Source organism: Mycolicibacillus trivialis, assembly GCF_002102395.1.
GTDB classification, from domain to species: Bacteria; Actinomycetota; Actinomycetes; order Mycobacteriales; family Mycobacteriaceae; genus Mycobacterium; species Mycobacterium triviale.
In genome coordinates, this window is record NZ_LQPZ01000016.1 from 175205 (window position 1) to 197667 (window position 22463).

At 71.2% G+C, this 22463-nt stretch carries 21 protein-coding genes, 3 tRNA genes and 1 pseudogene; 15 read left to right on the forward strand and 10 right to left on the reverse strand.

All coding sequences use genetic code 11. The features are described 5' to 3' along the window. Positions 1 to 11: 11 nt before the first annotated feature. Genes recD through recC form a run of 3 tightly spaced genes read right to left on the reverse strand, consistent with a single transcriptional unit; the run spans position 12 to position 8328 of the window. Positions 12 to 1757 carry an exodeoxyribonuclease V subunit alpha gene (recD, locus tag AWC30_RS06960; protein ID WP_372507156.1) on the reverse strand — a complete coding sequence of 582 codons (1746 nt, stop codon included), beginning with the start codon at positions 1755 to 1757 and terminating at the stop codon, positions 12 to 14. Beyond that, complete coding sequence (recB, locus tag AWC30_RS17910; RefSeq protein WP_207568407.1) at positions 1754 to 5041, reverse strand: exodeoxyribonuclease V subunit beta; 3288 nt, start codon at positions 5039 to 5041, stop codon at positions 1754 to 1756. Before recB ends, recD begins: the two co-directional genes overlap by 4 nt. Beyond that, positions 5041 to 8328 carry an exodeoxyribonuclease V subunit gamma gene (recC, locus tag AWC30_RS06970; protein ID WP_085109466.1) on the reverse strand — a complete coding sequence of 1096 codons (3288 nt, stop codon included), beginning with the start codon at positions 8326 to 8328 and terminating at the stop codon, positions 5041 to 5043. Before recC ends, recB begins: the two co-directional genes overlap by 1 nt. 71 nt (positions 8329 to 8399) lie before the next feature. Here recC and AWC30_RS06975 point away from each other — a divergent pair, with 71 nt between their 5' ends. Both AWC30_RS06975 and AWC30_RS06980 read left to right on the forward strand, forming a co-directional pair. After that, on the forward strand, positions 8400 to 9011 hold the full coding sequence (locus tag AWC30_RS06975) for an HD domain-containing protein (RefSeq protein WP_085109467.1): 612 nt from the start codon (positions 8400 to 8402) through the stop codon (positions 9009 to 9011). Beyond that, complete coding sequence (locus AWC30_RS06980; RefSeq protein WP_085109495.1) at positions 9008 to 9757, forward strand: class I SAM-dependent methyltransferase; 750 nt, start codon at positions 9008 to 9010, stop codon at positions 9755 to 9757. Before AWC30_RS06975 ends, AWC30_RS06980 begins: the two co-directional genes overlap by 4 nt. On the opposite strand, the gene AWC30_RS06985 is transcribed toward AWC30_RS06980, so the two are convergent. From AWC30_RS06985 to AWC30_RS07000, 4 genes and pseudogenes are all read right to left on the reverse strand, one after another. Continuing rightward, positions 9719 to 11404 carry a PPE family protein gene (locus AWC30_RS06985; protein WP_085109468.1) on the reverse strand — a complete coding sequence of 562 codons (1686 nt, stop codon included), beginning with the start codon at positions 11402 to 11404 and terminating at the stop codon, positions 9719 to 9721. The genes AWC30_RS06980 and AWC30_RS06985 overlap by 39 nt on opposite strands. A 138-nt stretch (positions 11405 to 11542) precedes the next feature. Beyond that, positions 11543 to 12178: an SAM-dependent methyltransferase gene (locus AWC30_RS06990; RefSeq protein ID WP_372507285.1), complete on the reverse strand. Its 636-nt coding sequence runs from the start codon at positions 12176 to 12178 to the stop codon at positions 11543 to 11545. Between the two features lie 42 nt (positions 12179 to 12220). Beyond that, positions 12221 to 13060 (reverse strand): annotated as a pseudogene (locus AWC30_RS06995) (cytochrome c biogenesis CcdA family protein); the annotation flags it as partial. Next, a complete protein-coding gene (locus tag AWC30_RS07000; protein WP_085109497.1) occupies positions 13057 to 13563 on the reverse strand; it encodes a redoxin family protein in 507 nt (168 codons plus the stop codon). The gene AWC30_RS07000 and the pseudogene AWC30_RS06995, both read right to left, overlap by 4 nt. A 77-nt stretch (positions 13564 to 13640) precedes the next feature. On the opposite strand from AWC30_RS07000, the gene cynS reads away from it, so the two are divergent. Both cynS and AWC30_RS07010 read left to right on the forward strand, forming a co-directional pair. After that, positions 13641 to 14093, forward strand: coding sequence for a cyanase (gene cynS, locus AWC30_RS07005; protein WP_443677246.1), 453 nt, complete (start codon positions 13641 to 13643; stop codon positions 14091 to 14093). Between the two features lie 212 nt (positions 14094 to 14305). After that, entirely contained in the window at positions 14306 to 15331 is a 1026-nt protein-coding gene (locus AWC30_RS07010) for a patatin-like phospholipase family protein (protein WP_085109470.1), read from the forward strand. 19 nt (positions 15332 to 15350) lie between these two features. Here the strand turns inward: AWC30_RS07010 and AWC30_RS07015 are convergent, their stop codons facing one another. Genes AWC30_RS07015 through AWC30_RS07025 form a run of 3 tightly spaced genes read right to left on the reverse strand, consistent with a single transcriptional unit; the run spans position 15351 to position 17646 of the window. Then, positions 15351 to 16046 (reverse strand): crotonase/enoyl-CoA hydratase family protein, encoded by a 696-nt coding sequence (locus AWC30_RS07015; RefSeq protein ID WP_085109471.1) that lies wholly within the window; start codon positions 16044 to 16046, stop codon positions 15351 to 15353. Further along, entirely contained in the window at positions 16043 to 16909 is an 867-nt protein-coding gene (locus AWC30_RS07020; RefSeq protein WP_234807970.1) for a DUF8453 domain-containing protein, read from the reverse strand. Before AWC30_RS07020 ends, AWC30_RS07015 begins: the two co-directional genes overlap by 4 nt. 17 nt (positions 16910 to 16926) lie before the next feature. Further along, on the reverse strand, positions 16927 to 17646 hold the full coding sequence (locus tag AWC30_RS07025) for an MBL fold metallo-hydrolase (RefSeq protein WP_085109472.1): 720 nt from the start codon (positions 17644 to 17646) through the stop codon (positions 16927 to 16929). 85 nt (positions 17647 to 17731) lie between these two features. Between AWC30_RS07025 and AWC30_RS07030 the strand changes: the two genes are divergently transcribed. From AWC30_RS07030 to rplA, 11 genes are all read left to right on the forward strand, one after another. Then, positions 17732 to 17804, forward strand: a tRNA-Thr gene (locus tag AWC30_RS07030). Positions 17805 to 17839: 35 nt separating this feature from the next. After that, positions 17840 to 17913, forward strand: a tRNA-Met gene (locus tag AWC30_RS07035). A gap of 35 nt (positions 17914 to 17948) precedes the next feature. Continuing rightward, positions 17949 to 18116: a 50S ribosomal protein L33 gene (gene rpmG, locus AWC30_RS07040; RefSeq protein ID WP_066853677.1), complete on the forward strand. Its 168-nt coding sequence runs from the start codon at positions 17949 to 17951 to the stop codon at positions 18114 to 18116. A 54-nt stretch (positions 18117 to 18170) separates the two neighbouring features. Beyond that, positions 18171 to 18623 carry a (3R)-hydroxyacyl-ACP dehydratase subunit HadA gene (gene hadA / locus AWC30_RS07045; RefSeq protein ID WP_275994210.1) on the forward strand — a complete coding sequence of 151 codons (453 nt, stop codon included), beginning with the start codon at positions 18171 to 18173 and terminating at the stop codon, positions 18621 to 18623. Continuing rightward, positions 18610 to 19038 carry a (3R)-hydroxyacyl-ACP dehydratase subunit HadB gene (hadB, locus tag AWC30_RS07050; protein ID WP_085109474.1) on the forward strand — a complete coding sequence of 143 codons (429 nt, stop codon included), beginning with the start codon at positions 18610 to 18612 and terminating at the stop codon, positions 19036 to 19038. The genes hadA and hadB overlap by 14 nt, the downstream gene beginning before the upstream one ends. A 4-nt stretch (positions 19039 to 19042) precedes the next feature. Beyond that, a complete protein-coding gene (gene hadC, locus AWC30_RS07055; protein WP_085109475.1) occupies positions 19043 to 19543 on the forward strand; it encodes a (3R)-hydroxyacyl-ACP dehydratase subunit HadC in 501 nt (166 codons plus the stop codon). Between the two features lie 198 nt (positions 19544 to 19741). After that, a tRNA-Trp gene (locus AWC30_RS07060) sits at positions 19742 to 19814 on the forward strand. Positions 19815 to 19892: 78 nt separating this feature from the next. Next, on the forward strand, positions 19893 to 20306 hold the full coding sequence (gene secE / locus AWC30_RS07065) for a preprotein translocase subunit SecE (RefSeq protein ID WP_085109498.1): 414 nt from the start codon (positions 19893 to 19895) through the stop codon (positions 20304 to 20306). 56 nt (positions 20307 to 20362) lie between these two features. Further along, on the forward strand, positions 20363 to 21118 hold the full coding sequence (gene nusG, locus AWC30_RS07070) for a transcription termination/antitermination protein NusG (protein ID WP_085109476.1): 756 nt from the start codon (positions 20363 to 20365) through the stop codon (positions 21116 to 21118). Between the two features lie 59 nt (positions 21119 to 21177). Then, complete coding sequence (rplK, locus tag AWC30_RS07075; RefSeq protein WP_085109477.1) at positions 21178 to 21606, forward strand: 50S ribosomal protein L11; 429 nt, start codon at positions 21178 to 21180, stop codon at positions 21604 to 21606. Positions 21607 to 21677: 71 nt separating this feature from the next. Beyond that, on the forward strand, positions 21678 to 22385 hold the full coding sequence (gene rplA, locus AWC30_RS07080) for a 50S ribosomal protein L1 (protein ID WP_085109478.1): 708 nt from the start codon (positions 21678 to 21680) through the stop codon (positions 22383 to 22385). Positions 22386 to 22463: the final 78 nt, after the last annotated feature.

Below are 22463 nucleotides of genomic sequence, written 5' to 3' on the forward strand. Positions count from 1 at the left end.
ACCGCCGCCGCTCACGCCTCCCGCAGCCGTTGCGCGAGCCCACTGGCCCGCACCGCCCGGCGTTGCAGGGCGGCGCGCACCGACTCCGCCGACCCGATCACCCGCACCGTGCGCTGCGCGCGGGTCACCGCGGTGTAGAACAGCTCCCGGGTCAGCAACCGGGACTCCACCGGCGGCATCAGCACACTGACCTCGTCGGCCTGGCTGCCCTGGCTCTTGTGGATCGTCATCGCGTACATGGTGTCCACGTCGGCGAGCCGGCTGGTCGCCACCTTCAGCGGCCCGGCGCCGGTGGCGAACACCGCCCGCAGCCCGTCCGGGCCGACCGTCACCACCCCGGTGTCACCGTTACGCACGCCGAGCCCGTAGTCGTTGGCGGTGATCAGCAGCGGACGCCCCGGATACCACTCCGCCCAGGCCGGATCGCCGGTCTGCTCGCTCACCCAGCGCCGCACCTGGTGGTTCCAGTGCCGCACCCCGGCCGGGCCGTCGCGGTGCGCGCACAGCAGCCGGTGCTCGTCGAGGCGGGCCAGCGCCGCCGCCGCATCCCCGTTCGCGGCGGCCTCCCGCACCCGCAGCGCGTGCGGCACCACCAGGGACCGCAGTGCCGCGGTGGGGTCCTCGACGTCGACCCACTGCAGGTGCTCACCGCCGGCCGCCAGCAACTCCAGGGTGGTGTCGGCGTCGCCGTCGCGGATCGCGGCGGCCAGCGCCCCGATCGACTCCCCGAACCGGTGCGAGGTCGCCAGCGTGGCCACCTTGGTGTCGGGGCGGGCGGCCAGTCCGTCGACCAGATCGGCCAGCACCGCGCCGGCCTCCACCGACGCCAGCTGGTCGGGGTCGCCGACCAGGATCAGCCGGGCATCCGGGCGCACCGCCTCCAGCAGCCGCGCCATCATCGTCAACGCCACCATCGAGGTCTCGTCGACGACGATCACCTCGTGCGGCAACCGGTTGCCGCGGTGGTGGCGGAACCGCACCGAACTGCCCGGCCGCCACCCCAGCAACCCGTGCACCGTGGTGGCCTGCAATCCGTCGAGGCGACGGCGGTCGTCCTCGCTGAGCTCGGTCAGTTTCTCCGCGACCGCCTCGGTCAGCCGGGCCGCGGCCTTGCCGGTGGGGGCCGCCAGCGCGATGCGCGGCCGGGCCCGCCCCTGCGCTTCGGCCTGCTCGGCCAGCAGCGCCAGCAGCCGCGCCACCATCGTGGTCTTGCCGGTGCCCGGCCCGCCGGTGAGCACGGTGACCGGCTGGGCGAGCACGATCTCGGCGGCGGCACGCTGCTCGGCGAACCGTCCCGGCGGAAAGAGTCGCTCGAAGCCGGGCACCGATGTCGGTGCCCCGCGCGGCGCGGACAGCGCCACCAGGTCAGCGCAGACCTGCTGCTCCTCGCGCCAGTACCGGTCCAGGTAGAGCAGGCTCTCGCCGTAGAGTCGCACCACCCCGGCGGCAGCCAGCTTCGAGTCGCGCACCGCCGTTAGCCATCCCGCCACCTCCGGCCAGTCCAGCTCGGGAACGCCGGCGTCGGCGGCCACGCTGCGCAGGTCGACGCACACCGATCCGGCCCGTAGCGCCCGCACCGCCAGCGCCACCGCCAGCGTGACGGTCTCGTCGGGTTCGTCGCCGAGTGCGGAAATACGCTGCGCGGCATGCACGTCGGCGGTCTTGAGCACCCCGGCGTGGTTGAACTCGGCCAACAGCCCGGCCGCCCCGGCGGCCACCCGCCACGACAGCGGGTCGAGGGTCTGCTCCTCGGTCACGCGCTCACCCCCTCGTGCAGCAGATCGGACAGCGCGACCACCAGCGCCGGTGGGGGAGACCAGCCGAACACCCCGGCCGGGGAGCCCTCGAGTATCGGGGTATCCGGCCCGCACATGCCGCGCACGAACAGGTACAGCACTCCGCCGAGGTGAGTCGCCGGGTCGTAGCCCGGTTGGCGCCAGCGTAGAAATCGGTGCAGCACAGCCACATACAGCAGCGCCTGCAGCGGATAGTCGGAGTGCAGCATCGCCTCGGTGAGCCGGGAGTAGGAGTAGTCCGCCGCGGTGTCACCGAGATGGTTGGTCTTGTAGTCGACCACCAGGTAGCGCTGCTGCGGGGTGCGCAGCACCACGTCGATGGAACCGGACAGGTAGCCGCGCAGCGGCTGATCGCCGAGCACCTCGGAGGCCAGCCGGTCGGCGTAACCGGCGAACGGGTCATCGGGTGGCAGGTGCTCGCGCAGTAGCCCGGCCAGATCGGACAAACGCAGCTCCGCGGCGGCGCCACAGTCCCCGTCGTCGCCGCCGTCCCCGCCGGAGAGCGGGATCTCGAAATCCAGCTCGCAGAGCCGGTCGGCCAGCCCGACGCGGCGCAGTGTCACGTCCGCGGCCAGCGGGCCCAGCGGGGTGTCGTGCATCGGCAGCATCGCCTCGGCCAGCACGGCCGGCTCCACCTCGAGCGGCCACCACGCCTGGGCCTCGGCGACCTGGGCGGTCAGCTCCGCCCCCAGGTCGCCGGCCAGCGGGTCGGCGGTCTCCAGCGCGGCGTGCACTAGCGACCCGAACGCCGCGCCGCGCGGCAGCTCCGCCATCGGGGAGACGAGCTCCGAGCCGGCGGCGGCCGGCGCCTCCGACAGGGTGAGGTCTTCTGATTCGTCGTCGCGGTCGGCGACCTCGGGTTCGCTGTGCACCCCGGCTTCGCGGGCCTGCTCGGCGTGGCGCAGCAGCCCCGAATACGAGGTGCGCCGCCAGCCGGTATCGACCGCGCGGTCGAAGCTGCGCACCGCGAACGTCCCGGTCGACTCGGAGGAGCGGACGGGCACCGGCGGGCCGATCACACTCGCCTCGAGCACCGGACCACCGGCGTCCTGCCAGGCGGTCAGCGCCGCCCAGGCGTCCTCGTCGCTGACCTTGCGGTCACAGGCCTCGGGGACCTCAGCGGTGCCGGGGGCGCGGCCGCGCAGTAGCCGCGACAGCCCACCGTTGATCTCGTCCCAGGTCGGCGCCCACCACGCCACCACCTGGCACTGGGCCCGGGTCAGGGCCACATAGCTGAGCCGGATGACGTCCCCGGCGACCTCGGTCTTGTTGCCCTCCACCGCGTCTTGGCGCTCGTCGTCACCGCCGAGGTGCAGGCAGCGGGCTCCGGTGTCCGCGTCGTGGTAGAGCAGCACGTCGTCGGTCCGGATGTTGCGATTGAACGCGAACGGCAGATACACGACCGGGAACTGCAGCCCCTTGGCGACGTACACGGTCATGATCTGCACGGCCGCGGCGTCACTGTCCAGGCGGCGGTTGCGTTCGGCGGCGTCGCTGCGCTCCTCGCACTGCCGGCGCAGCCAGTCGCGCAGCCCCGCCGATTCGAGGCGGTCCCGGTGCGCGGTCTCCTGCAGCAGCTGCCCGACGTGGGCCACATCTGTCATGTGCCGCTCCCCGCCGTACTGGGACAGCACCCGGCGGCCCATCCCGGCGATCTGGGCGGCCTCGAGCACCGCGGCCACGCCGCTGCGCCGCGCGTGGTCGGCCCACTGGCGCAGGGTGTGGGCGACCCGATCGGTGAGCGCATCACCGCCGGCGGCCAGGGATTCGGCGGTCTCACCGAAGAACATCGTGCACGCCGCCGCCCGCACCAGCCCGGCGCTGTTCGGCTGCTCGAAGGCCTCCAGCAGGCACAGCCAGTCCGCGGCGGCCCGGGAGTCGAACACGTCGGTATCGCCGGTGTAGACCACCGGGATGCCGGCGCGCATCAGCCCGTCGCGGCAGGCGCGGGCGTCGGCGTGCCGCTCCACGATCACCGCGATGTGCTCGGCCTTGATCGGCTTACCGTCGAACCGGGCGCCGGAGGCCAGCAGCGCCGCGATGTCGGCGGCCAGGTCGTCGGGGATGTGGGTGCGCAGCGCGTCGATCGGCACGCTCTGGGTGCCGCGGCGGCCCGCCGTGGGACGGCCGACCACCCGCAGCCGGAACGGATCCGGGTGGGGCGCGCCGACCAGCCGTGATCCGGTGTGGCTGGCGGTGACCGGCGGCACCACGATGTCGGGGTGGCCGAGCTGGGCGCCCTGCAACACCACCTGCAGCCGGTCGACCAGCGCGGCGTCGCTGCGGTAGTTGGTGGTCAGGGTGCGCCGGTCGTCGGCGGCGCGGGCGGCGGCCAGATAGGTGTGGATGTCGCCGCCGCGGAAGCCGTAGATGGCCTGCTTGGGGTCGCCGATCAGCACCAGCGAGGCGTGCCCGCGAAACGCCCGGTCGAGGACGCGCCACTGCACCGGGTCGGTGTCCTGGAACTCGTCGACCATCACCACCGACCAGCGCCGCCGCATCCGGGCGGCCGCCTCCGAGTCCGGCTGCTCCAGCGCGGCGGCCAGCCGGGTCAGCAGGTCGGTGTAGCCCAGGATCTGCAACCGGCGTTTGCGGCGCTCCACCTCGGCGCGCACCTCGGCGACGAACGCCAACCGCGCCGCTGCCGCCGAACCGGGCTGCGGGGCGGCCGGGCGCAGCTCGGCGGCCGGGTCCTCCACGACGGTGGCGGCCATCTTCAGGGCGGCCTCCCGGGTGAACGGCGGCGGATCCTCCTGCTGCCCGAAGTGCGCCAGGTAGTGGTCGTCGACGACCTCGGTGATCAACTCGGTGAGGCTTTCCACCAGCGTCACCGAAGGATCGCTGTCCCCGGCCACGCCAAGGGATTTCAGCACCAGGGAGCAGAACTGGTGGATGGTGACGATGGTGGCTGCATCGAATCCGGTCAGTGCGGCGCGCAGTCGGGCCGCCTGCGCGGCGTCGCCGTGATCGCGCAGGTGGGTCTCCAGCTCGTTGCTCGGCTCGCGGCGGCCCTCGGTGACCGCCAGCGCCGCGGCGATCTGGTCGCGGACCCGCTCGCGCAGTTCCCGGCTGGCCACCCGTGCGAAGGTGATCAGCAGCATCTCGTCGAGGCGGGCACGGCCCTCGGCGACGTAGCGGGTGACCAGCCCGGCCAGTGCGAACGTCTTTCCGGTGCCGGCGCTGGCCTCCAGCACCACGGTGTCGCGCGGTCCGGGTAGCGGATCGAGCAGATCGAACGCGGCGATCACGGCAGTTCCTCGCTGTCGAGCACCGGCGACCACAGCCGGAGCGCCAGCGCGCCGAACCGGCTGGTCTGCCCGGGCGTCTCCTCACCGGGGCGCGGCCGATCGGCCAGCAACCGGGACAGCGGAGAGTTCTTGCCCCACGCCGCGATATGGGCGGGGGTGTCGTTCTCCCCGGGAAATTTGTTGTACTCCCACGTCCGGCGGGCGTCCTCGTACGGTTCGCCGCCTTCGCGGCTCACCGCCGCCCACGTGTAGGAAGTCTTCAGCGGCAACGGCAGCGGTTCGCGGCGGCCGGCGTCGTAGAGCGCCACCAGATGTGCCAGCGCCGCGTTCGGATCGTCGGCAGGCAGGAACGTCCGCTGCACCACCCGATTCCTGGCGCGTCCGATGCACAGCGCCGACCACGGCCCGCGCTGCTGAGCGGCCAACGCCTGCACCATGATCCACGACGCCAGCGCATGCTTGGCGCCCAGCTGCGAATAGTGCACCGCCACACTGCGATTCTCATACAGCGGGCCGACGGTGCCGGTCAGGCGACGACCCCCGCCGAGGTCGACGTCGACGTCCGCCGCGGTGGGCTCCCCGACGTGGTGGGCCAGCGCGGTCTGGGCCAGGGTGCGCGACATGTCCCGGATCTCGCAGGCGGTACGCCAGCCCAGCCGCCCCGGTGGCAGGCTGCCCCGGCGCCACTCGGCGTGCGCGGCCTGGTCGGGGTCCATCCCGGCCAGCATGTCGCGCAGCATCCGGTCGCCGACCGCCCACTTCGCCAGGTTGTCGATCTCCACCGGCATGGCGTCCTCGACCCCCTTGACCTCCCGCGGCAGCGTGTACTGCAGCGACTGGAAGAACCCGCGCACCGGATCGGCGAAAAACCTCAACAACTCGGCCAGTTCCACATCGGCGGGCTCGGGTGCGGGCAGCGGCGCCCCGACCAACGCGGGCGCCTCGCGGCGCTGCCCGACGGCGGCCTCCGCGGCGGTCAGTGCGGTCGGGTCGAAGGAGAACGGCCGGTCGATCGTGCCCAGACATCCCGGGGTGACGTTGGCGACCGCGAAGGGCTGCAACGGATGTCGCACCACGACGCGCTCGCGCACCGGTTGCTCGGTAGTGGCGTCGAGGGTGTCGAGCAGTTCGGCCAGCGGTACCGCCGGCGGCTGGTCGGCGCCCGACCTCGGGTCCGCGCCGGTGTAGGTGATCACCAGCGTCTCGCGGGCGGCGCAGATCGCGTCGAGCAGCAGCTGGCGGTCCTCCGAGCGCGGGTCGCGCTCCCCGGTGAGCGGGCGGCGGGCCAGCACGTCGTCGCCGTCGGACAGCGTCTGGCGGGGGAACACCCCGTCGTCGAGGCCGACCAGGCAGACCACCCGGTGCGGCACCGAGCGCATCGGCACCATCGTGCACACGGTCAGGCTGCCGGTGCGGAAGTTCGCGCGGGTGGGCCGCCCGGCCAGGCAGTGGTCGAGCAACGCCCGCACGTCGGGCAACAGCAGCGCGGTGCCGGCACGGTCCCCGGCACCGGCCAGCACGTCGGCGAACTCGCGCTGCAACTGGCCCTGCTGCCAGCCGTCGTCAGGCCCGACCCGGGTCAGGGTGGTCACCCCGTCGGTCAGCGTGGACAGCCACGCCGAGAGCGGCCGCGCCCCGGTGAGCTCGTCGAGCACCCGCTGCACCCGGTCGACGAACTCGGCCAGCCGGCCGGCCAGCTCGACGCGGTTGCTGCCGACGTCGTCGAGCGGCAGCGCGGTGCCCAGCCAGGACTGCGCGTCCTCCGACATCGCCACCCCGGTCAGGATGCGGTCCAGCCCGAACCGCCAGGTGTTGTGCACGATGCCGCCCAGCCCGTAGGGGGCGCGGTGGTCGGCATCGAAGCCCCACCGGATGTTGGTGTCGCGCACCCACTCCGCGATGACGTCGAGGTCCTCGTCGGTGAACGCGAATCGGGCGCGCACCGGGTCGGCCTGCGCCAGGTTGAGCAGTTCGGTCGCGGTGACCCGGCCGCCGGCCAGCCCCAACAATTCGGCGGCCACCCCCAGCAGCGGGTTGGTCTGGTGCAGCGCCCGGTCGGCGAGCTGGACCCGCAGTGTGTGCGCGGGATGGTGCTCGCCGGTCAGTTCGCCGAGCCCGAACCCGGCGGCGATCAGCGGTGCGTAGACCTCGATGTCTGGGCACATCACCACGATGTCGCGCGGCTGCAGGGTCTCGTCGTCGGCGAGCAGACCCAGCAGCACCTCACGCAGCACATCGACCTGCCGGGCCGCGCCGTGGCAGGCGTGCACCTGCACCGAACGGTCGGTCTTGGTGTGCGTGCGGCCGGTCGGGCGGGGCGCGTCGGCGGCCAGGTCGGCCTGCAACCACCTCAATAGAGTGTCGGGATCGGTTGGGTCGGTGAGGTATTCGTCGGTATCCGGTTCGGGCAGGCCGCGCTGCAACTCGCGCAGGTCACGGGCGAAGGTCGCCAGCAGCGGGTGGGACACGAGCTCGGCGCTGGTGTCGGTGTCGCGGGGTACCGCCCCGTCGACGCCGCGCAACCCCTGCCACAGCGTGTCCGAGGGGTGCGGCAGCCACAGGTGCAGGTCGTGGTGGGCGCCCAGCGCCCCCAGCAACTCCAGGTCGGTACGGCTGAGCCGGGTGTGGCCGAACAGCGACAGCCGGGCCGGCAGCGTCGCGGTGGGTGCGGCCCGCAGCCGCTCGACGGTCTCGGCGTGCCGCAGCGCGGGCACCGGTGCGTCGACCGCGTCGGCCAGCGCCCGCCATAGCGGTGGCTGCCAGGCCAGGTCGTCGTCCAGAGTCCCGCCGGCGCCGTCACTGTCGGTGCCGGTCGACCAGTCGGCGAGCAGCGCGGGACGCTGGCGGGCGTAGGAGGCGAACAGCCCGGCCAGCCGGCGAGCGACCGCGTAGCGGCGGCCGCGGCGTAGTGAGTCGGTGTCCCCGTCGCCGTAGCCGAGGTGGGTGGCCAGCGCCCGGCACCACGGTTGGCCGCTGCAGGCGTCGATGACCTCCAGCAGCGGCCACACCAGCGCGTCGGGGGACCACGGGTCGTCGGTGTCGGTGCCGGCGATCTCGGCGATCAGCGCACCGGGGGAGCGGAACCGCACCGCGGCGCACACCCCGTCGCCGTCGACGGCGCCGAGCCGGTGCGAGAGCCGTTGGGACAGCCAGCGTTCCACGCCGCGCGCAGGCACCAGCACCAGATCGTCGTCGAACGGGTCGGCGGGCGGCACCGCGAGCAGTGCGCCGAGCCGGTCGGCGAGCAGCCCGGTGTCCTCGGCGCGGTGCAGGTGTAGCGGCATCGACGCCAACCTTAGAGCCAAGCTCAGACAACGACCCGAAGCCTGTCGGGGCCGCGTGCCACAGTGGAGCCATGAGCGCCGCCACCCCTCGGCTGACCGACCGGTTCGACCGGGCCCTGCAGTACGCCGCGGAGGTGCACCGGCATCAGACCCGCAAGGCCGGCGACATCCCGTATCTGGGACACCTGCTGTCGGTGGCCGGGCTGGTGATCGGCGCCGGCGGCAGCGAGGATCAGGCGATCGCGGCACTGCTGCACGACGCCGCCGAGGACCAGGGCGGCGCGGACACCCTCGCCGAGATCGAGGAGTTGTTCGGCGCGCGGGTCGCCGGGATCGTCGGTGAGTGCAGCGACACCTTCGAGACCCCGAAACCGCCGTGGCGCCCGCGCAAGGAGCGCTACATCGACCTGTTGGGCGGGGTCTCCGACGACGCGCTGCTGGTGTCGATGGCCGACAAACTCGACAACGCGCGGGCGCTGCTGCGCGATCACCGCGCGGTCGGCGACGCGGTGTGGCAGCGGTTCAACGAACACCACCCGGCCGCGCACCTGTGGTACTACCGGGCGCTACTGGAGGTCTACACCCGACGCAGCGACAGCGCGCTGGTCACCGAGTTGCGCGAGGTGATCGCGACCCTCGCCACCGAGATCGGTCCCGCCGGGCTGGAAGAATGGCGGACATGACCGAGCACCGCGGCGACTACGGCGTCGACGGCTCCTTCCATGTCCTGTCCGCGCCGGTGCAGGCCGGGCTGCTGGGCGCCGGTTGCGCGGCACTGACCGGCTACGCCGTCCGCAGCGCCGCGCGCGGACGCTACCGGCGCGCCGGTGCCGCGGCCGCGATCACCGCAGCGGTGCTCGGGCAGGCGGGGCTGTACATCCACGCCACCCGGCGCGGCAAGTTCGCGGTGTGGGCCGAGCTGCTCGACGGGCTGCGACTGCGCGGCGACGAGACCGTGCTGGACCTGGGTTGCGGGCGCGGCGCGGTGCTCTGCGCGGCGGCGAAACGGCTACCGCGCGGCCGGGCGATCGGCGTCGACGTCTGGCAGGCCGACCAGACCGGCAACTCCGAGCAGACCACCTGGGCCAACGCCACCCTCGAAGGAGTGGCCGACCGCGTCGAGTTGCACACCGCCGACATCACCGCGCTGCCGTTCGACGACGCGAGCGTCGATGTGGTGGTCTCCAACCTGGTCATCCACAACATCCCGAGCCGGGAGGGCCGGCGGCGTGCCCTGCTGGAGGCAGCGCGGGTGCTGCGGCCGGGCGGGCGGCTGATCATCGCCGATCTGTGGGAGACCGACCGGCACGCCGCCGGGCTGGCCGAACTGGGCTGGGGCACCGTGCAGCGCCGCAACCTGGGCTGGCGGATGTGGTACGGCGGCCCCTGGTCACCGACCCATGTGGTGACCGCCACCAAGCCGGTCTGACCGCCGGCCCGGCTCGCGCCAGGTGCGCGGCACCATCGGCTCCGGCGGGCCGCTATCGAACTCGGAGCCCCCGGTCCGGGCCAGCCCGACCGCGCCGGCGACGTCGTCGGTGGGGGCGGTCCCGGCCAGGCCGAGCGGCCCGGCGCCGGCCCCCGACGGAGTCGGCGCCGCCGGGTCCGGACCCGCCCAGTCCGGGGTGAGTTCGATGTTCATGTCCATGAACTCCGCACCTTCCTCGCGCTGCCGGGCCCGCCGGCGGCGCCGGGCCCGGGCGGCCTCGCGAGCGGTGCGTGCGGCGGATGCGGCCGCAGCGGCCGCATCGGGCTCGCTCGCTTTGCGGCTGGCGGCGGCGCTGCTGCCCATCCCGGAGTCGACGTCGATTCGAGGCGGACCCACCAGCAGCGGCGGCACCATCGCGGGCGGTCCGGCAGCCGGCAGCGGTGACGGCGGCGCTCCGGGCGGGGCGGGGGCGGCCGGCGCAGCGGCCGGTGCGGGCGAGGATGGTGGGGCCCCGGCCGCCGCGCCGACCGGAGCGGGCGTCGCGGCACCCAGCGGGGGGATGCCGGCGGGCACGTCGACCGGTGCGCTCGGCGTCGCCACCGCGGCGGGGGACGGCAACCCGGCCAGACCGGCCAGTCCGGCGGCACCGCCGGCCGCGCCCAGCGGGGCCATGCCCGCACCGGCCGCCGCCAGCATCAGCGCCGGGGACTGGCTGACCGCGGTGATCACCTGCGCGACGTGGGTGGGCCAGTCGAACAGTGCGACCGCGACCAGATACTGCAACGACTGCACCGCCTGCGCCGGGTTCTGTCCCACCTCCAGGAAGTTCTGGAACAACTCCAGTGACCGGGCGACGTACCAGATCGGTTCGGCGGCGTTCATGTAGTAGTCGTAGGGGTGGCCGTTGAGCAGTGCTGCCCCCGGATCCCAATCGATGCCGACGTAGTGCAGCAACCGGGCCACGGCGTCGGTCAGGGCGTTGGAGACCGCCGGGTTGTGGGCGGTGTCGCTGTTTTCGATCCCGAGCATCTTCAGGATCGGTTCGATGCGGTCCAACAGGCCCTGGAGCGGGTTGGCCGGCTCGGGCTGATCGGCGGCCGGCGTCGACTCCGTGCGCACGATCGGCGGGGCCGCCGCGGTGGCGGGGGCCGCGCGCAGCGCCGTCGTTGAGGTGGCCTCGTAGGCGCTCATGGCGGTGGCGGCCTGCACCCACATCCGCACGTAGTCGGCCTCGTTGACCGCGATCGGGATGGTGTTGATCCCGAAGAAGTTGGTTGCGACCAGCGCTGCGTGGGTTGCGTGGTTCGCGGCGAGCTCGGGCAGGGTCGGCATGGCGGCCAGCGCCGTGGTGTAGGCGGCCGCGGCGATCTGGTGCTGGGTGGCCCGCGCCGCGCTGTCGGCGCCGGCGTGCAGCAGCCACGTCAGATACGGCAGGTGCGCGGCCCGGTAGGAGACCGCGGTGGGCCCCTCCCAGGCGGTGGCCGTGGTGCTCAGTGCCGCCTCCAGTTCGGCGGCCACCTCGGTGTAGGCCGCGCTCAGGGCGTGCCAGGAGCCGGCTGCCGCGAGTAGCGGACCGGGCCCCGGGCCGGCGCTGAGCAGGGCCGAATGGACCTCGGGCGGCGCGGCCATCCAGACCGCGGCGGTCATCGGCTGTCCGCGTCGCGGTCGACGCACATCTGCACCAGCGCACCTCCCAAAAGTTTCGGCTTACCGAAGTTTAATATTTGGCTTCGGTAACACAAGGGGGTGCCCAGGCGTCGGTGGTCCGGCTGCCGAGGCCGATGCTCAGCCGCGGCGGCGCAGCACGATCACGTTGTCGCTCAACATTGCCGGCTCCCCGTCGGGGCTCACGGCGTCGCGCTCGGCGGTATCGGCGCGCAGTCGCTCCCACTCGGTGTCGGCGAGGTCGAGGGCGGCGAGCACGTCCTCGGGGGTGTCGAAGTGATGAGCGTCGGGATCCTCCACCCAGGGCGGTGCGGCCCCGTGGTCGACGATGAGCAGCACGCCGCCGGGATCCACCGCGTCGGCGGCGCGCCGCAGGGTCCGGACGCGGTCCAGGCGCACCGGAGAGTGCAGGAACTGTGCGGAAACCAGATCGTAGCGCCCGCCGGGGAAGGTGTGCGGCAGTTCATGCTCTTCAAAAATGATGCGGTCCAAGAGGTCTCGCTCCGCAGCCGCAGTGCGGGCGCGGTCCAGCGCGGTCGCCGAGATGTCCACCGCGGTCACCTGCCAGCCGTGCTCGGCCAGCCACACCGCGTCGGCGCCCTCCCCGCAGCCCAGATCCAGGGCCCGGCCGGGGGTGAGGTCGCCGGCGACCTCGACCAACCGGGCGTTGACCCGCCCGCTCCATTTCTGCTCGGTCTCGCCGTAGAACTGTTCCCAGAACTCGCTCGGGTCCTCGTTCTCGTCGGTCACGGCCACCTCCCCGGTCTCGCCGGATATCGCTGGGCTGGAGCGTAGCGCCCGCGGCGCCAACCGCCGGCCGACGCCCACGGCGACCAGCAGCGCCAGCGCACCCAGCAGCGGCCACACCCCGAGGGTGTCGACGATCCCGGCCAGCCAGCCCTGCATCGCGCCGGCCGCCTCGATCACCGGGTCGTCGGGGCCGGCGTCGGTGAAGAACAGCCGGATCTCGTAGTAGCCGTAGTAGGTGACGTAGAGCCCGGTCACCAGCACCAGCGCCCCCACGATGCGGTTGATGTAGGGCAGCACCGCGCGCAGGGCCCCGGCCGCCGACGCCCCGGCCAGCGCCACCGCGACGGCGGCCACCCCGACCGTGACCGCCATGCCCAGCGCGTAACAGACGAAGGCGAGCACTCCGGTGAGCCAGGCGCCCTGCTGGAAGGTGGTGGAGACCGCCGCCAGGAACGGCGCGATCGTGCACGACAGCGACGCCAGCGCATAGCCCACCCCGTAGCCGTACATTGAGCCGAGCCCGGCGCCCGGGGTGCCGCCCGACGGGGTGGGCAGCATGACGGTCACGTCGCGGCCGCTGAGAAGCCAGCCGCCGAGCCCGATCAGCAGCACCCCGATCAGCACCGTGGCGAACGGCAGGTAGCGCTGCGCGGAGGCGATCAGCGGAGAGATCGCCAACCCGAAGACCCCGAACACCGTGACGAACCCGGCCGCCATCGCCGTCGTCGCCAGCCCGGCCCGGGCCAGCGCGGCGGGCCGGGAACGCTGCCCGCCGCCGCCGGCGATCACCAGCGCCAGATAGCCCGGAAGGAACGCGAACCCGCACGGGTTGAGCGCGGCGACCAGCCCGGCGCCCAGCGCCAGCCCGAGGGCGGCGGTGTCGATCACCGCTCGGTCAGCTCATCCAGTCGCCGATCCAATTCCACGCTGGTCACCTCACCCTTGACCAGTTCGGTCTGACCGTCGGCGGCGACGAACGCGAACGCCGGCTGCTTGGTCACCCCGAACGTGCGCCACACCGCGCCGTCGGTGTCGGCCAGGTGGGTGAACGAACCCACCGGGTAGGTGGCGATGAACTCCTTCATCTCCGGCAGCTGGGCAGCCGAGGCGACCCCGACGAACGTCACGTCGGGGTGGCTCTCGGCGGCTTGGCCGACCATCGGCGCCTCCCGCTGGCAGGTCGGGCACCACGGCGCCCAGAACCACAGCACGGCGGGTTTGCCCAGCAGGCTCGTCCCGGAGAACTCGGCGCCGTCAACAGTGGTGGCGGTGAAATCCAGTTGGGCGGGCGCATCGGACTCCGACGGCGGCGCCGAGGTCGCGCACCCCGCCAGGGCGAGCGTGATCGCCGCGAGCAGGGCCGCGGCGCAGGGGAGGGCACGACGGATCATCGGTTTCCTTTGCTGACGGTCGGTGTCGGGGAGCACCCCGTCGACCACCGTACTGATCCGGGCGCATGCTGGACGGTATGAACAGAAACGAGCTCACCGAACAGATCGTCGTCGCCCGGCTGGCCAAGGGGCTGAGCTGGCAGGAACTCGCCGACGCCATCGACCGGCCGGTGGTGTGGACCACCTCGGCGCTGCTGGGCCAGCAGCCCATCCCGCCCGAACAGGGCAAGGTGCTGGCGGAGATGCTCGGCCTGGACGCCGCGGCGGTGCCGGTGTTGGCGGCGGTGCCGCACCGGGGTGGGCTGCCCGCGGCGGTGCCCACCGACCCGACCGTCTACCGGTTCTACGAGGCGGTGCAGGTGTACGGCGGGGCGATCAAGGAGCTGATCCACGAGCAGTTCGGCGACGGCATCATGAGCGCCATCAACTTCAGCGTCGACCTGCACAAGAAGCCGCACCCCAGCGGGGACCGCGTGGTGGTGACCTTCGACGGCAAGTTCCTGCCCTACGAGTGGGTGTCCGCGGACTGAGGCGCCGAGTGCTGCGCGGCGACTGTGCAGCCGCGCGGCACCGAGTGAAGCTCTAGGGCGCTCCGCGGGCGATTTTTCCGCCCTACAGCTTCACTCGGCGGGGTGTGCGACTCGGCGGGGTGTGCGACTCGGCGAGGTGTGCGGGCTGCGGCGGGATGGCGCGGGTCGCGTAGGCGCCGGCGCCGGCCACGACGCGACTAGCATCAAAACCTGTGGCACCGGCGGAACCTTTGCACGCGGACCTGGTGCTGTCCGGCGGCGGGGTGAAATTCATCGGGCTGGTCGGCGCGCTGGTTGCGCTGATGGACGCCGGCTACTCCATCGAACGGGTCTCCGGGGTCTCCGGCGGCTCGGTGGTCGGCGCCATCATCGCCGCCTCCGAACAGAACGATCGGCTCACCGCCGAGCAGGTCACCGACCTGGCGCTGTCGGTGCCGCTGCACCGCTGGCGCGACGCCGCCCCGCTGCCGCTGGCCGGCAAGGCCTGGGGACTGGTGCGCGACACCGGCCTGTACCGCGGTGACTTCGCCCATGACTGGATCCGCAGCGAACTGAAGAACCTCGGCGTCAGCACCTTCGGCGACCTGGCCTACCCCGACGAGAACCTGCTTCCGGAGCGGCGCTACCGCGCGGTGGTCAGCGTCACCGACTTGACCACCGGCCAACTGGTGCGCCTGCCGTGGGACTACCGGCGGGTCTACGGCCTCGACCCCGACGAGCAGTCGGTGGCCGACGCGGTGCGCGCCTCGATGTCGGTGCCGTTCTTCTACCGCCCGTGCACCCTGACCAACGCCGCCGGCCGGGCCTCCACCCTGGTCGACGGCGGGGTGCTGTCGAACTTCCCGATCGACTCCTTCGACCGGCCCGACGGCCGCGCCCCGGACTGGCCCACCTTCGGGGTGACGGTGGTGCCCACCACCGGCGAAGGGATCAGCGCCCTGGTGCCCGCGCTGAAACCGCTGCGCTGGTTCGGTCCGTCGGCGCTGCTGGAGAAGCTGGTCACCACCATGCTGGTCGGCCACGACCAGACCCACCTCAGCCTGCCGTGGGTCAGCGTGCGCGCCATCCAGGTCAACTCCACCGACGTCGGGGTGCTGGACTTCGACGCCACCCGCGAACAACTCCGCGAGCTCTACGACAACGGCTACATCGCCGCCCAGGAGTTCCTCACCACCTGGGACTGGCCGCGCTACCTACAGCGGTTCCGCCGCTCCCACGAGGTGCCCCCGCCCCGGTGAGTCGGCACGCGAGTAAGCGCTACACCCCGAATTCGGCGGCCATGTTGTCAATCCCGGAGCGGAGCGCATCGAGCGCGCCGGCGCGGGCCCGCAGCTTGCTCGCCGCGTGGGCGGGCTGGTTGAGCGCGGTGAACTCGCGGGCGGCCTCCTCGGCGCGGGCCCACACCTGGTCGGGCAGCACCACCTCGTCCACCCAGCCGGCGGCCAGCGCGCTCTCCCCGAAGTAGGTCTTGGCCAGCCCGACCGCCTGCTGGTAGGCCGAGCGGGTCAGCCGCAGCTCCAGGACCGCCAGCGCCGCGTACGGCAGCGTCATCCCGATCGCCACCTCGTTGGCCTGGATGTTGTGCGCCGGCGCGGTGATCCGGTGATCGCCGCAGCACAGCAGGAACGACCCCATCGCGATTGCGTGCCCGGTGCAGGCCATCACCACCGGCTTCGGGTAGGACAGCACCCGGTGGGCCAACTCGAAGCCGCCGCGCAACATCTCCAGGGCCGGCTGGACCTCCCCGGAGGTCAGCACCCTCAGGTCGAAGCCGCCGCTGAACACCCGGTCGTTGCCGCCGATCACCACTGCGCCGACGTCGTCGCGGTCGGCTTCGTCGAGGGCCGCCGCGATGGCCTGCTGCATCGCCGGGCCCAGCGCGTTGACCTTCCCGTCGTCGAGGGTGATCACCGCGATCGCGTCGTCGCGGCGGTAGCTGACGGGGCCGGTCATGGCTGGTCCTTACTGTCGGGTGGGCCGCTGTGGCGGCCATGCGGAACATTCAACCGCACGGTGTCGGCCGGGTCGGCCACGGTCTGGCTGCGCCAGCGGTCCTGCACGTCGCGGGCGGCGCGGTTGACTCGGTCGATCTCCTCGCGCAGCACCTCCGGGCGGTTCTCCTTGCCCGCGTACTGAAAGTAGGTCAGCACCGCGCGCAGCAGCTCCAGCTTCTGCTTCTCCCGGCGGGCCAGGTCGTGGCTGCTCATCAACTCGATGCGCTGGGTGGGTGCCAGCTCGTCCCAGTCCAGCACCACCTCGGTGCGCAGCGGCCGACGCCGGCGCTGCCACCACCGTCGCCGCGCCCCGGCGCGGTCGTCGGCGCTGTCGAAGTAGGTGAGGGCTCCGGTGAAGCGGGATTCGATCTGCTCGCCGATCTGGGCGCGGTCGCGGGCGGAGTCCCACACCAGCCGCCACTCCTGCCCGGGCGCCAGGGTGGGCAGCCGCTCCGGCAGCGGCAGCACGGTGACGTCGGCGTAGCCGTCCTGGGCGTGCTCGTAGGCGGCCACGGTCGGCGGGTTGGTGAACGCGAACTCGATTTCGTAGGCGGCGGTGCGCCCGAAGTTGCGCACCACCAACTCGATCAGGTGCCAGTCGGCGGGGTGCGGCTCCATGAACATCGACACGTACGGCCGTTGCCGGTCGGCGCGCAACCGGCCTGCGGCGCGCAGTTGGCGGGCCGCGTACAGCAGCGCCAGCGCCATGAAGACCAGCGCGACCCAGACGGCGACGGCCACCCAGACCGCGGCGCCGGCATGGGTGGCGTCGTACCAGCGGTCGTCGACCCAGCCGGCGGCCGGGACCCGGTGAAAACTCATCTACCGCTTATATCAGGTCAGCCACCCATCAGCATCCGCCATTGCTCCAGGTTGGCGGGCCGATAGACGAAGTTGGTGCGTTTGACCTCCGACAGCGTGGCGCTGGGGTCCTCGGAATACCAGTGGCCGGGGAACACGGTCGGGTCCCCGGGCAGGGCGGCCAACTGTTGCAGGCTGCGGTACATCGCATCGGAGTCCCCGCCGGGGAAGTCGGTGCGTCCGCAGCCCTCCAGGAACAGGGTGTCGCCGGCCACCAGCCGGCCGTCGAGCAGGAAGCACTGGCTGCCCGGGGTGTGGCCGGGGGTGTGCAGCAACTCGATGGCGATGTCGCCGACGGTGACGGTGTCGCCGTGCTCATGGGCGGTCAGGTCGCTCGTCGCCACCCCGGTCACCCGGGACACCCACTCGGTCTCCTCCTTGTTGACGTGCACCGGGACGCTGACCCGCTCGAGCAACTCGGGCAGCCCGTTGAGTTCGAAGCCCATCATCGAGCCGCCGACGTGGTCGGGGTGGTGATGGCTGACCAGCACCCCGGTCAGCCGCATCCCGTCGGCCTCGACCGCGTCGACCAGTTCGGCGGCGGCGTAGGCCGGGTCGACGACCAGCGCCTCGCCGGTCTGGCGGTCGCCGATCAGATAGGAGAAGTTGCGCATCTGGGTGGCGATGGGGTCGCCGGCGGCGAAATCGCGACCGGAGAGCAGTTGCCGGAAATAGAGCCGGTTGGAGTCGTCAGCCATAGCTCCAGCCTAGAGGCGCGGTTTGGTGCCGCCGCGTGCCAGGTTGTACCCTCATCGATGGCCCGCGGCACTGTCGCTGGGCCGCGCCCCCTTAGCTCAGTCGGCAGAGCGTTTCCATGGTAAGGAAAAGGTCAACGGTTCGATTCCGTTAGGGGGCTCGGTGACGCCGGGCAGGCTGGCGGCGGGTACCCGAGGCGATGTAGCTCAGGTGGTTAGAGCGAACGACTCATAATCGTTAGGTCGCCGGTTCAAGTCCGGCCATCGCTACAAGTCAACCGCAATTGTGAAAGAGGACAGCAGACGTGGCCTCCAGTACCGATGTACGGCCGAAGATCACCCTGGCCTGCGAGGTGTGTAAACACCGCAACTACATCACCCGCAAGAACCGCCGCAACGACCCGGACCGCCTCGAGCTGAAGAAGTTCTGCCCGAACTGCGGCAAACACCAGGCCCACCGCGAATCGCGGTAATCGCCGCTCGAATTAGGATCGCAGATCGTGGCGGTTTTGGAACGGATCGTCGGGATGAGCCACCGCTATCCCGACTACTACCAGGTGGAACGCGAGAAGATCCGCGAGTACGCGGTCGCCGTGAAAAACGACGATGACGTGTACTTCGAGGAGGAGGCGGCGGCCGAACTCGGCCACGACACGCTGATCGCGCCGCTGACGTTCACCTCGGTGCTCGGCTACAAAGCGCAGGTCGCCTTCTTCGAACACGCCGGCATCGCGTTGCACGACGCGCAGATCGTGCAGGTCGACCAGGTGTTCAAGTTCGTGCGCCCGGTCAAGGTCGGCGACAAGCTCTACTGTGACGTGTCGGTCGATTCGGTGCGCCGGGCGCACGGCACCGACATCATCGTCACCAAGAACATCGTCACCGATCAGGACGGCGAATTGGTACAGGAGACCTACACCACGCTTGCGGGGCGTAGCGAAGAAGATGGGGAGAGTGGCTTTTCCGATGGCACTGCGTGAATTCAGTTCGGTGAAGGTCGGTGACCAGTTGCCGGAGAAGACGATCCCGCTGACCCGTCAGGACCTGGTCAGCTACGCCGGTGTCTCCGGTGACCTCAACCCGATCCACTGGGACGACGAGATCGCCAAGCTGGTCGGGTTGGACACCGCGATCGCCCACGGGATGCTGACCATGGGGCTCGGCGGCGGCTACGTCACCGCCTGGGTGGGCGACCCGGGCGCGGTCACCGAATACAACGTCCGGTTCACCTCGGTGGTCCCGGTCCCCAACGACGGCAAGGGCACCGAGATCGTGTTCGGCGGCCGGGTGAAGTCGGTGGACCCGGAGACCAAGACTGTGACGCTGGCGTTGACCGCCACCCACGAAGGCAAGAAGATCTTCGGCCGCGCCACCGCTTCGGCGAAGCTGGCGTAACGGGATGGCACTCAAGACGAACATCCTGGGGATGGTGCACGACTACCCGGACTACTTCATCGTGGGTCGGGAGAAGGTGCGCGAATACGCCAAGGCGGTCAAGGCCGACGACCCGGCCTCCTTCTCCGAGGACGCCGCCGGAGAACTGGGGCACCGCGCGCTGGTGGCCCCGCTGACCTTCATCTCCACCTTCGCGTTGCTGGTCCAGCAGGACTTCTTCCGCAAGGTCGACATCGGCATGGAGACCATGCAGATCGTCCAGGTCGACCAGCGCTTCGTCTACCACCGGCCGCTCTACGCCGGCGACAAGGTGTGGGCGCGGATGGTGATCGACTCGGTCGAGCAGCGGTTCGGCGCCGACATCGTGGTGACCCGCAACACCCTCCACGACGAGGAGGGTGAGATGGTGATGGAGGGCTACACCACGATGATGGGCCACGAAGGCGACGACTCGGTGAAGATCAAGTTCGACCCGGCGACCGGTCAGGTCACCCGGAAGGACTGATTAGTAACCGATGGTGGCGGCGGGGTACACTTTCCACTCGGGGTTTTCCCACTACCAGCGCGCCCTCCGTCGGTCTGTGATCGGCTGAACGGGGAGCGCGTCAGTCTTGTTAGCCGACAACGAGGCAGCGCGAAGCGATGCAGCGGGGCGGTGCGCAGAGGTAAGCCCCGAGCACGTGGGTTGGGCTGCCAACCTCGGACGGGCGTAGCTCAACTGGCAGAGCAGCGGTCTCCAAAACCGCAGGTTGCAGGTTCAAGTCCTGTCGCCCGTGCTCAACTGAATACGTGCGATGGTGGAGACTGGAGTCATCCGCCGGAGCATGACCAACGACCGAACGAAGGAGCGCGCGGTGAGCGACGAGCGCGACGGTGCCGACGCCGCTGACACCGGGGACACCGGTGGGCAGTCCGCTGTGGTGACGCAGCCGAAGCGGCCCAGCGGCAAGCGGCAGCGCATCACCGCCGAGGCGGGCTCGGCGGACTCGACGGCCCCGGCCAAGACCGGCAAGGACGCCGGCGCCGCGAAGACCAAGAAGGTCAAGAAAGCCCGCACCGGTCCGTCCCGCAACCCGTTCCTGTTCGTCTTCAACTACCTCAAGCAGGTCGTCAACGAGCTGCGCAAGGTGATCTGGCCGAACAAGAAGCAGATGATCACCTACACCTCGGTGGTGCTGGCGTTCCTGGTGTTCATGGTCGCGCTGGTCGCCCTGTCCGACTACGGTCTGGCCAAGCTGGTGATGCTGGTCTTCGGACAGAACACCTGACCGGACAGCCCGACGGGTCCGCCCCCGAGCTGAAGCGATAGAGAGGAATGAGAGTCGTGACTACCTTCGACGGCGACACGCCCGCCGATGAGGCGGTTGACGCAGCCGTTGAGCAGCAGGCCGAGCAGGTCGAGGCGGCCGAGCCGGCCGCCGCGACCGAACCCGCGACCGAGGAGCCGGCCGAGGAGGTCGATCCCGCCGTCGCGCTGAAGGCGGAGCTGCGGGCCAAGCCGGGCGACTGGTACGTCATCCACTCCTACGCCGGCTACGAGAACAAGGTGAAGGCCAACCTCGAGACCCGCGTGCAGAACCTCGACGTCGGCGACTACATCTTCCAGGTGGAGGTGCCCACCGAAGAGGTCACCGAGATCAAGAACGGCCAGCGCAAGCAGGTCAACCGCAAGGTGCTGCCCGGCTACATCCTGGTCCGCATGGACCTGACCGACGACTCCTGGGCGGCCGTGCGCAACACCCCGGGTGTCACCGGGTTCGTCGGCGCGACCTCGCGGCCGTCGGCGCTCTCCCTCGACGACGTGGTGAAGTTCCTGCTGCCGCGCACCCCGGCCAAGAAGGCCGCCAAGGGCGCGGCCAGCACCGCCGCCGCTGCCACCGACGGCGGCCTGGAGCAGCCGGTCATCGAGGTCGACTACGAGGTCGGCGAATCGGTGACGGTGATGGACGGGCCGTTCGCGACCCTGCCCGCCACCATCAGCGAGGTCAACGCCGAGCAGCAGAAACTCAAGGTGTTGGTGTCGATCTTCGGCCGGGAAACCCCCGTCGAACTGGCCTTCACCCAGGTCTCCAAGATTTAACAGCGATCTCGTCGCGCGGTCCGCCCGCGACGACCCCAAGCCGAGAAAGGACCCCACACATGGCCCCGAAGAAAAAGGTCATCGGGCTGATCAAACTGCAGATCGAGGCCGGGCAGGCCAACCCCGCCCCGCCGGTCGGTCCGGCGCTGGGTCAGCACGGCGTCAACATCATGGACTTCTGCAAGGCCTACAACGCCGCCACCGAGAGCCAGCGCGGCAACGTCGTGCCGGTGGAGATCACCGTCTTTGAGGACCGCAGCTTCGACTTCGTGCTCAAGACCCCGCCGGCCGCCAAGCTGCTGCTCAAGGCCGCCGGGGTGGGCAAGGGCTCCGGTGAGCCGCACACCAACAAGGTCGCCAAGGTGACCTGGGACCAGGTGCGCGAGATCGCCGAGACCAAGAAGGCCGACCTCAACGCCAACGACATCGAGGCAGGAGCGAAGATCATCGCCGGCACCGCCCGGTCGATGGGTATCACCGTCGAATAATCGACACCCCGTGGGAGGGCTCGCTTCGGCCCGCCGACCACGGCTCCTTTCAACACCGATGGGATGAACACATGAGCAAGAACAGCAAGTTCTACCGCGCGGCCGCCGAGAAGATCGACCGCGACAACCTCTACAGCCCGCTCGAGGCCGCCAAGCTGGCCAAGGAGACCGGCTCGACCAAGCAGGACGCCACCGTCGAGGTGGCCATCCGGCTCGGCATCGACCCGCGCAAGGCCGACCAGATGGTCCGCGGCACGGTCAACCTGCCGCACGGCACCGGCAAGACCGCCCGCGTCGCGGTGTTCGCGGTGGGGGAGAAGGCCGAGCAGGCCACCGCCGCGGGTGCCGACATCGTCGGCGGGGACGACCTGATCGAGCGGATCCAGGGCGGGTTCACCGACTTCGACGCCGCGATCGCCACCCCCGACCAGATGGCCAAGGTCGGTCGGATCGCCCGGGTGCTGGGCCCGCGCGGGCTGATGCCCAACCCCAAGACCGGCACCGTCACCCCCGACGTGGCCAAGGCCGTCGCCGACATCAAGGGCGGCAAGATCAACTTCCGCGCCGACAAGCAGGCCAACCTGCACTTCGTGATCGGCAAGGCCTCGTTCGACGAGGCCAAGCTGGCGGAGAACTACGGCGCCGCCCTCGACGAGATCCTGCGGCTCAAGCCGTCGGCGTCCAAGGGCCGCTACCTGAAGAAGATCGTCATCTCGACCACCACCGGCCCGGGCATCCCGGTCGACCCGACCGTGACCCGTAACTTCACCGAGGCCTAGGTGTTGTGACCTGAGACGTTGTTGTCAGGCGGCGAGTCGGCTGATGGGTGGTTTCCCGCCGAGGGCGGAGTGGCCTCG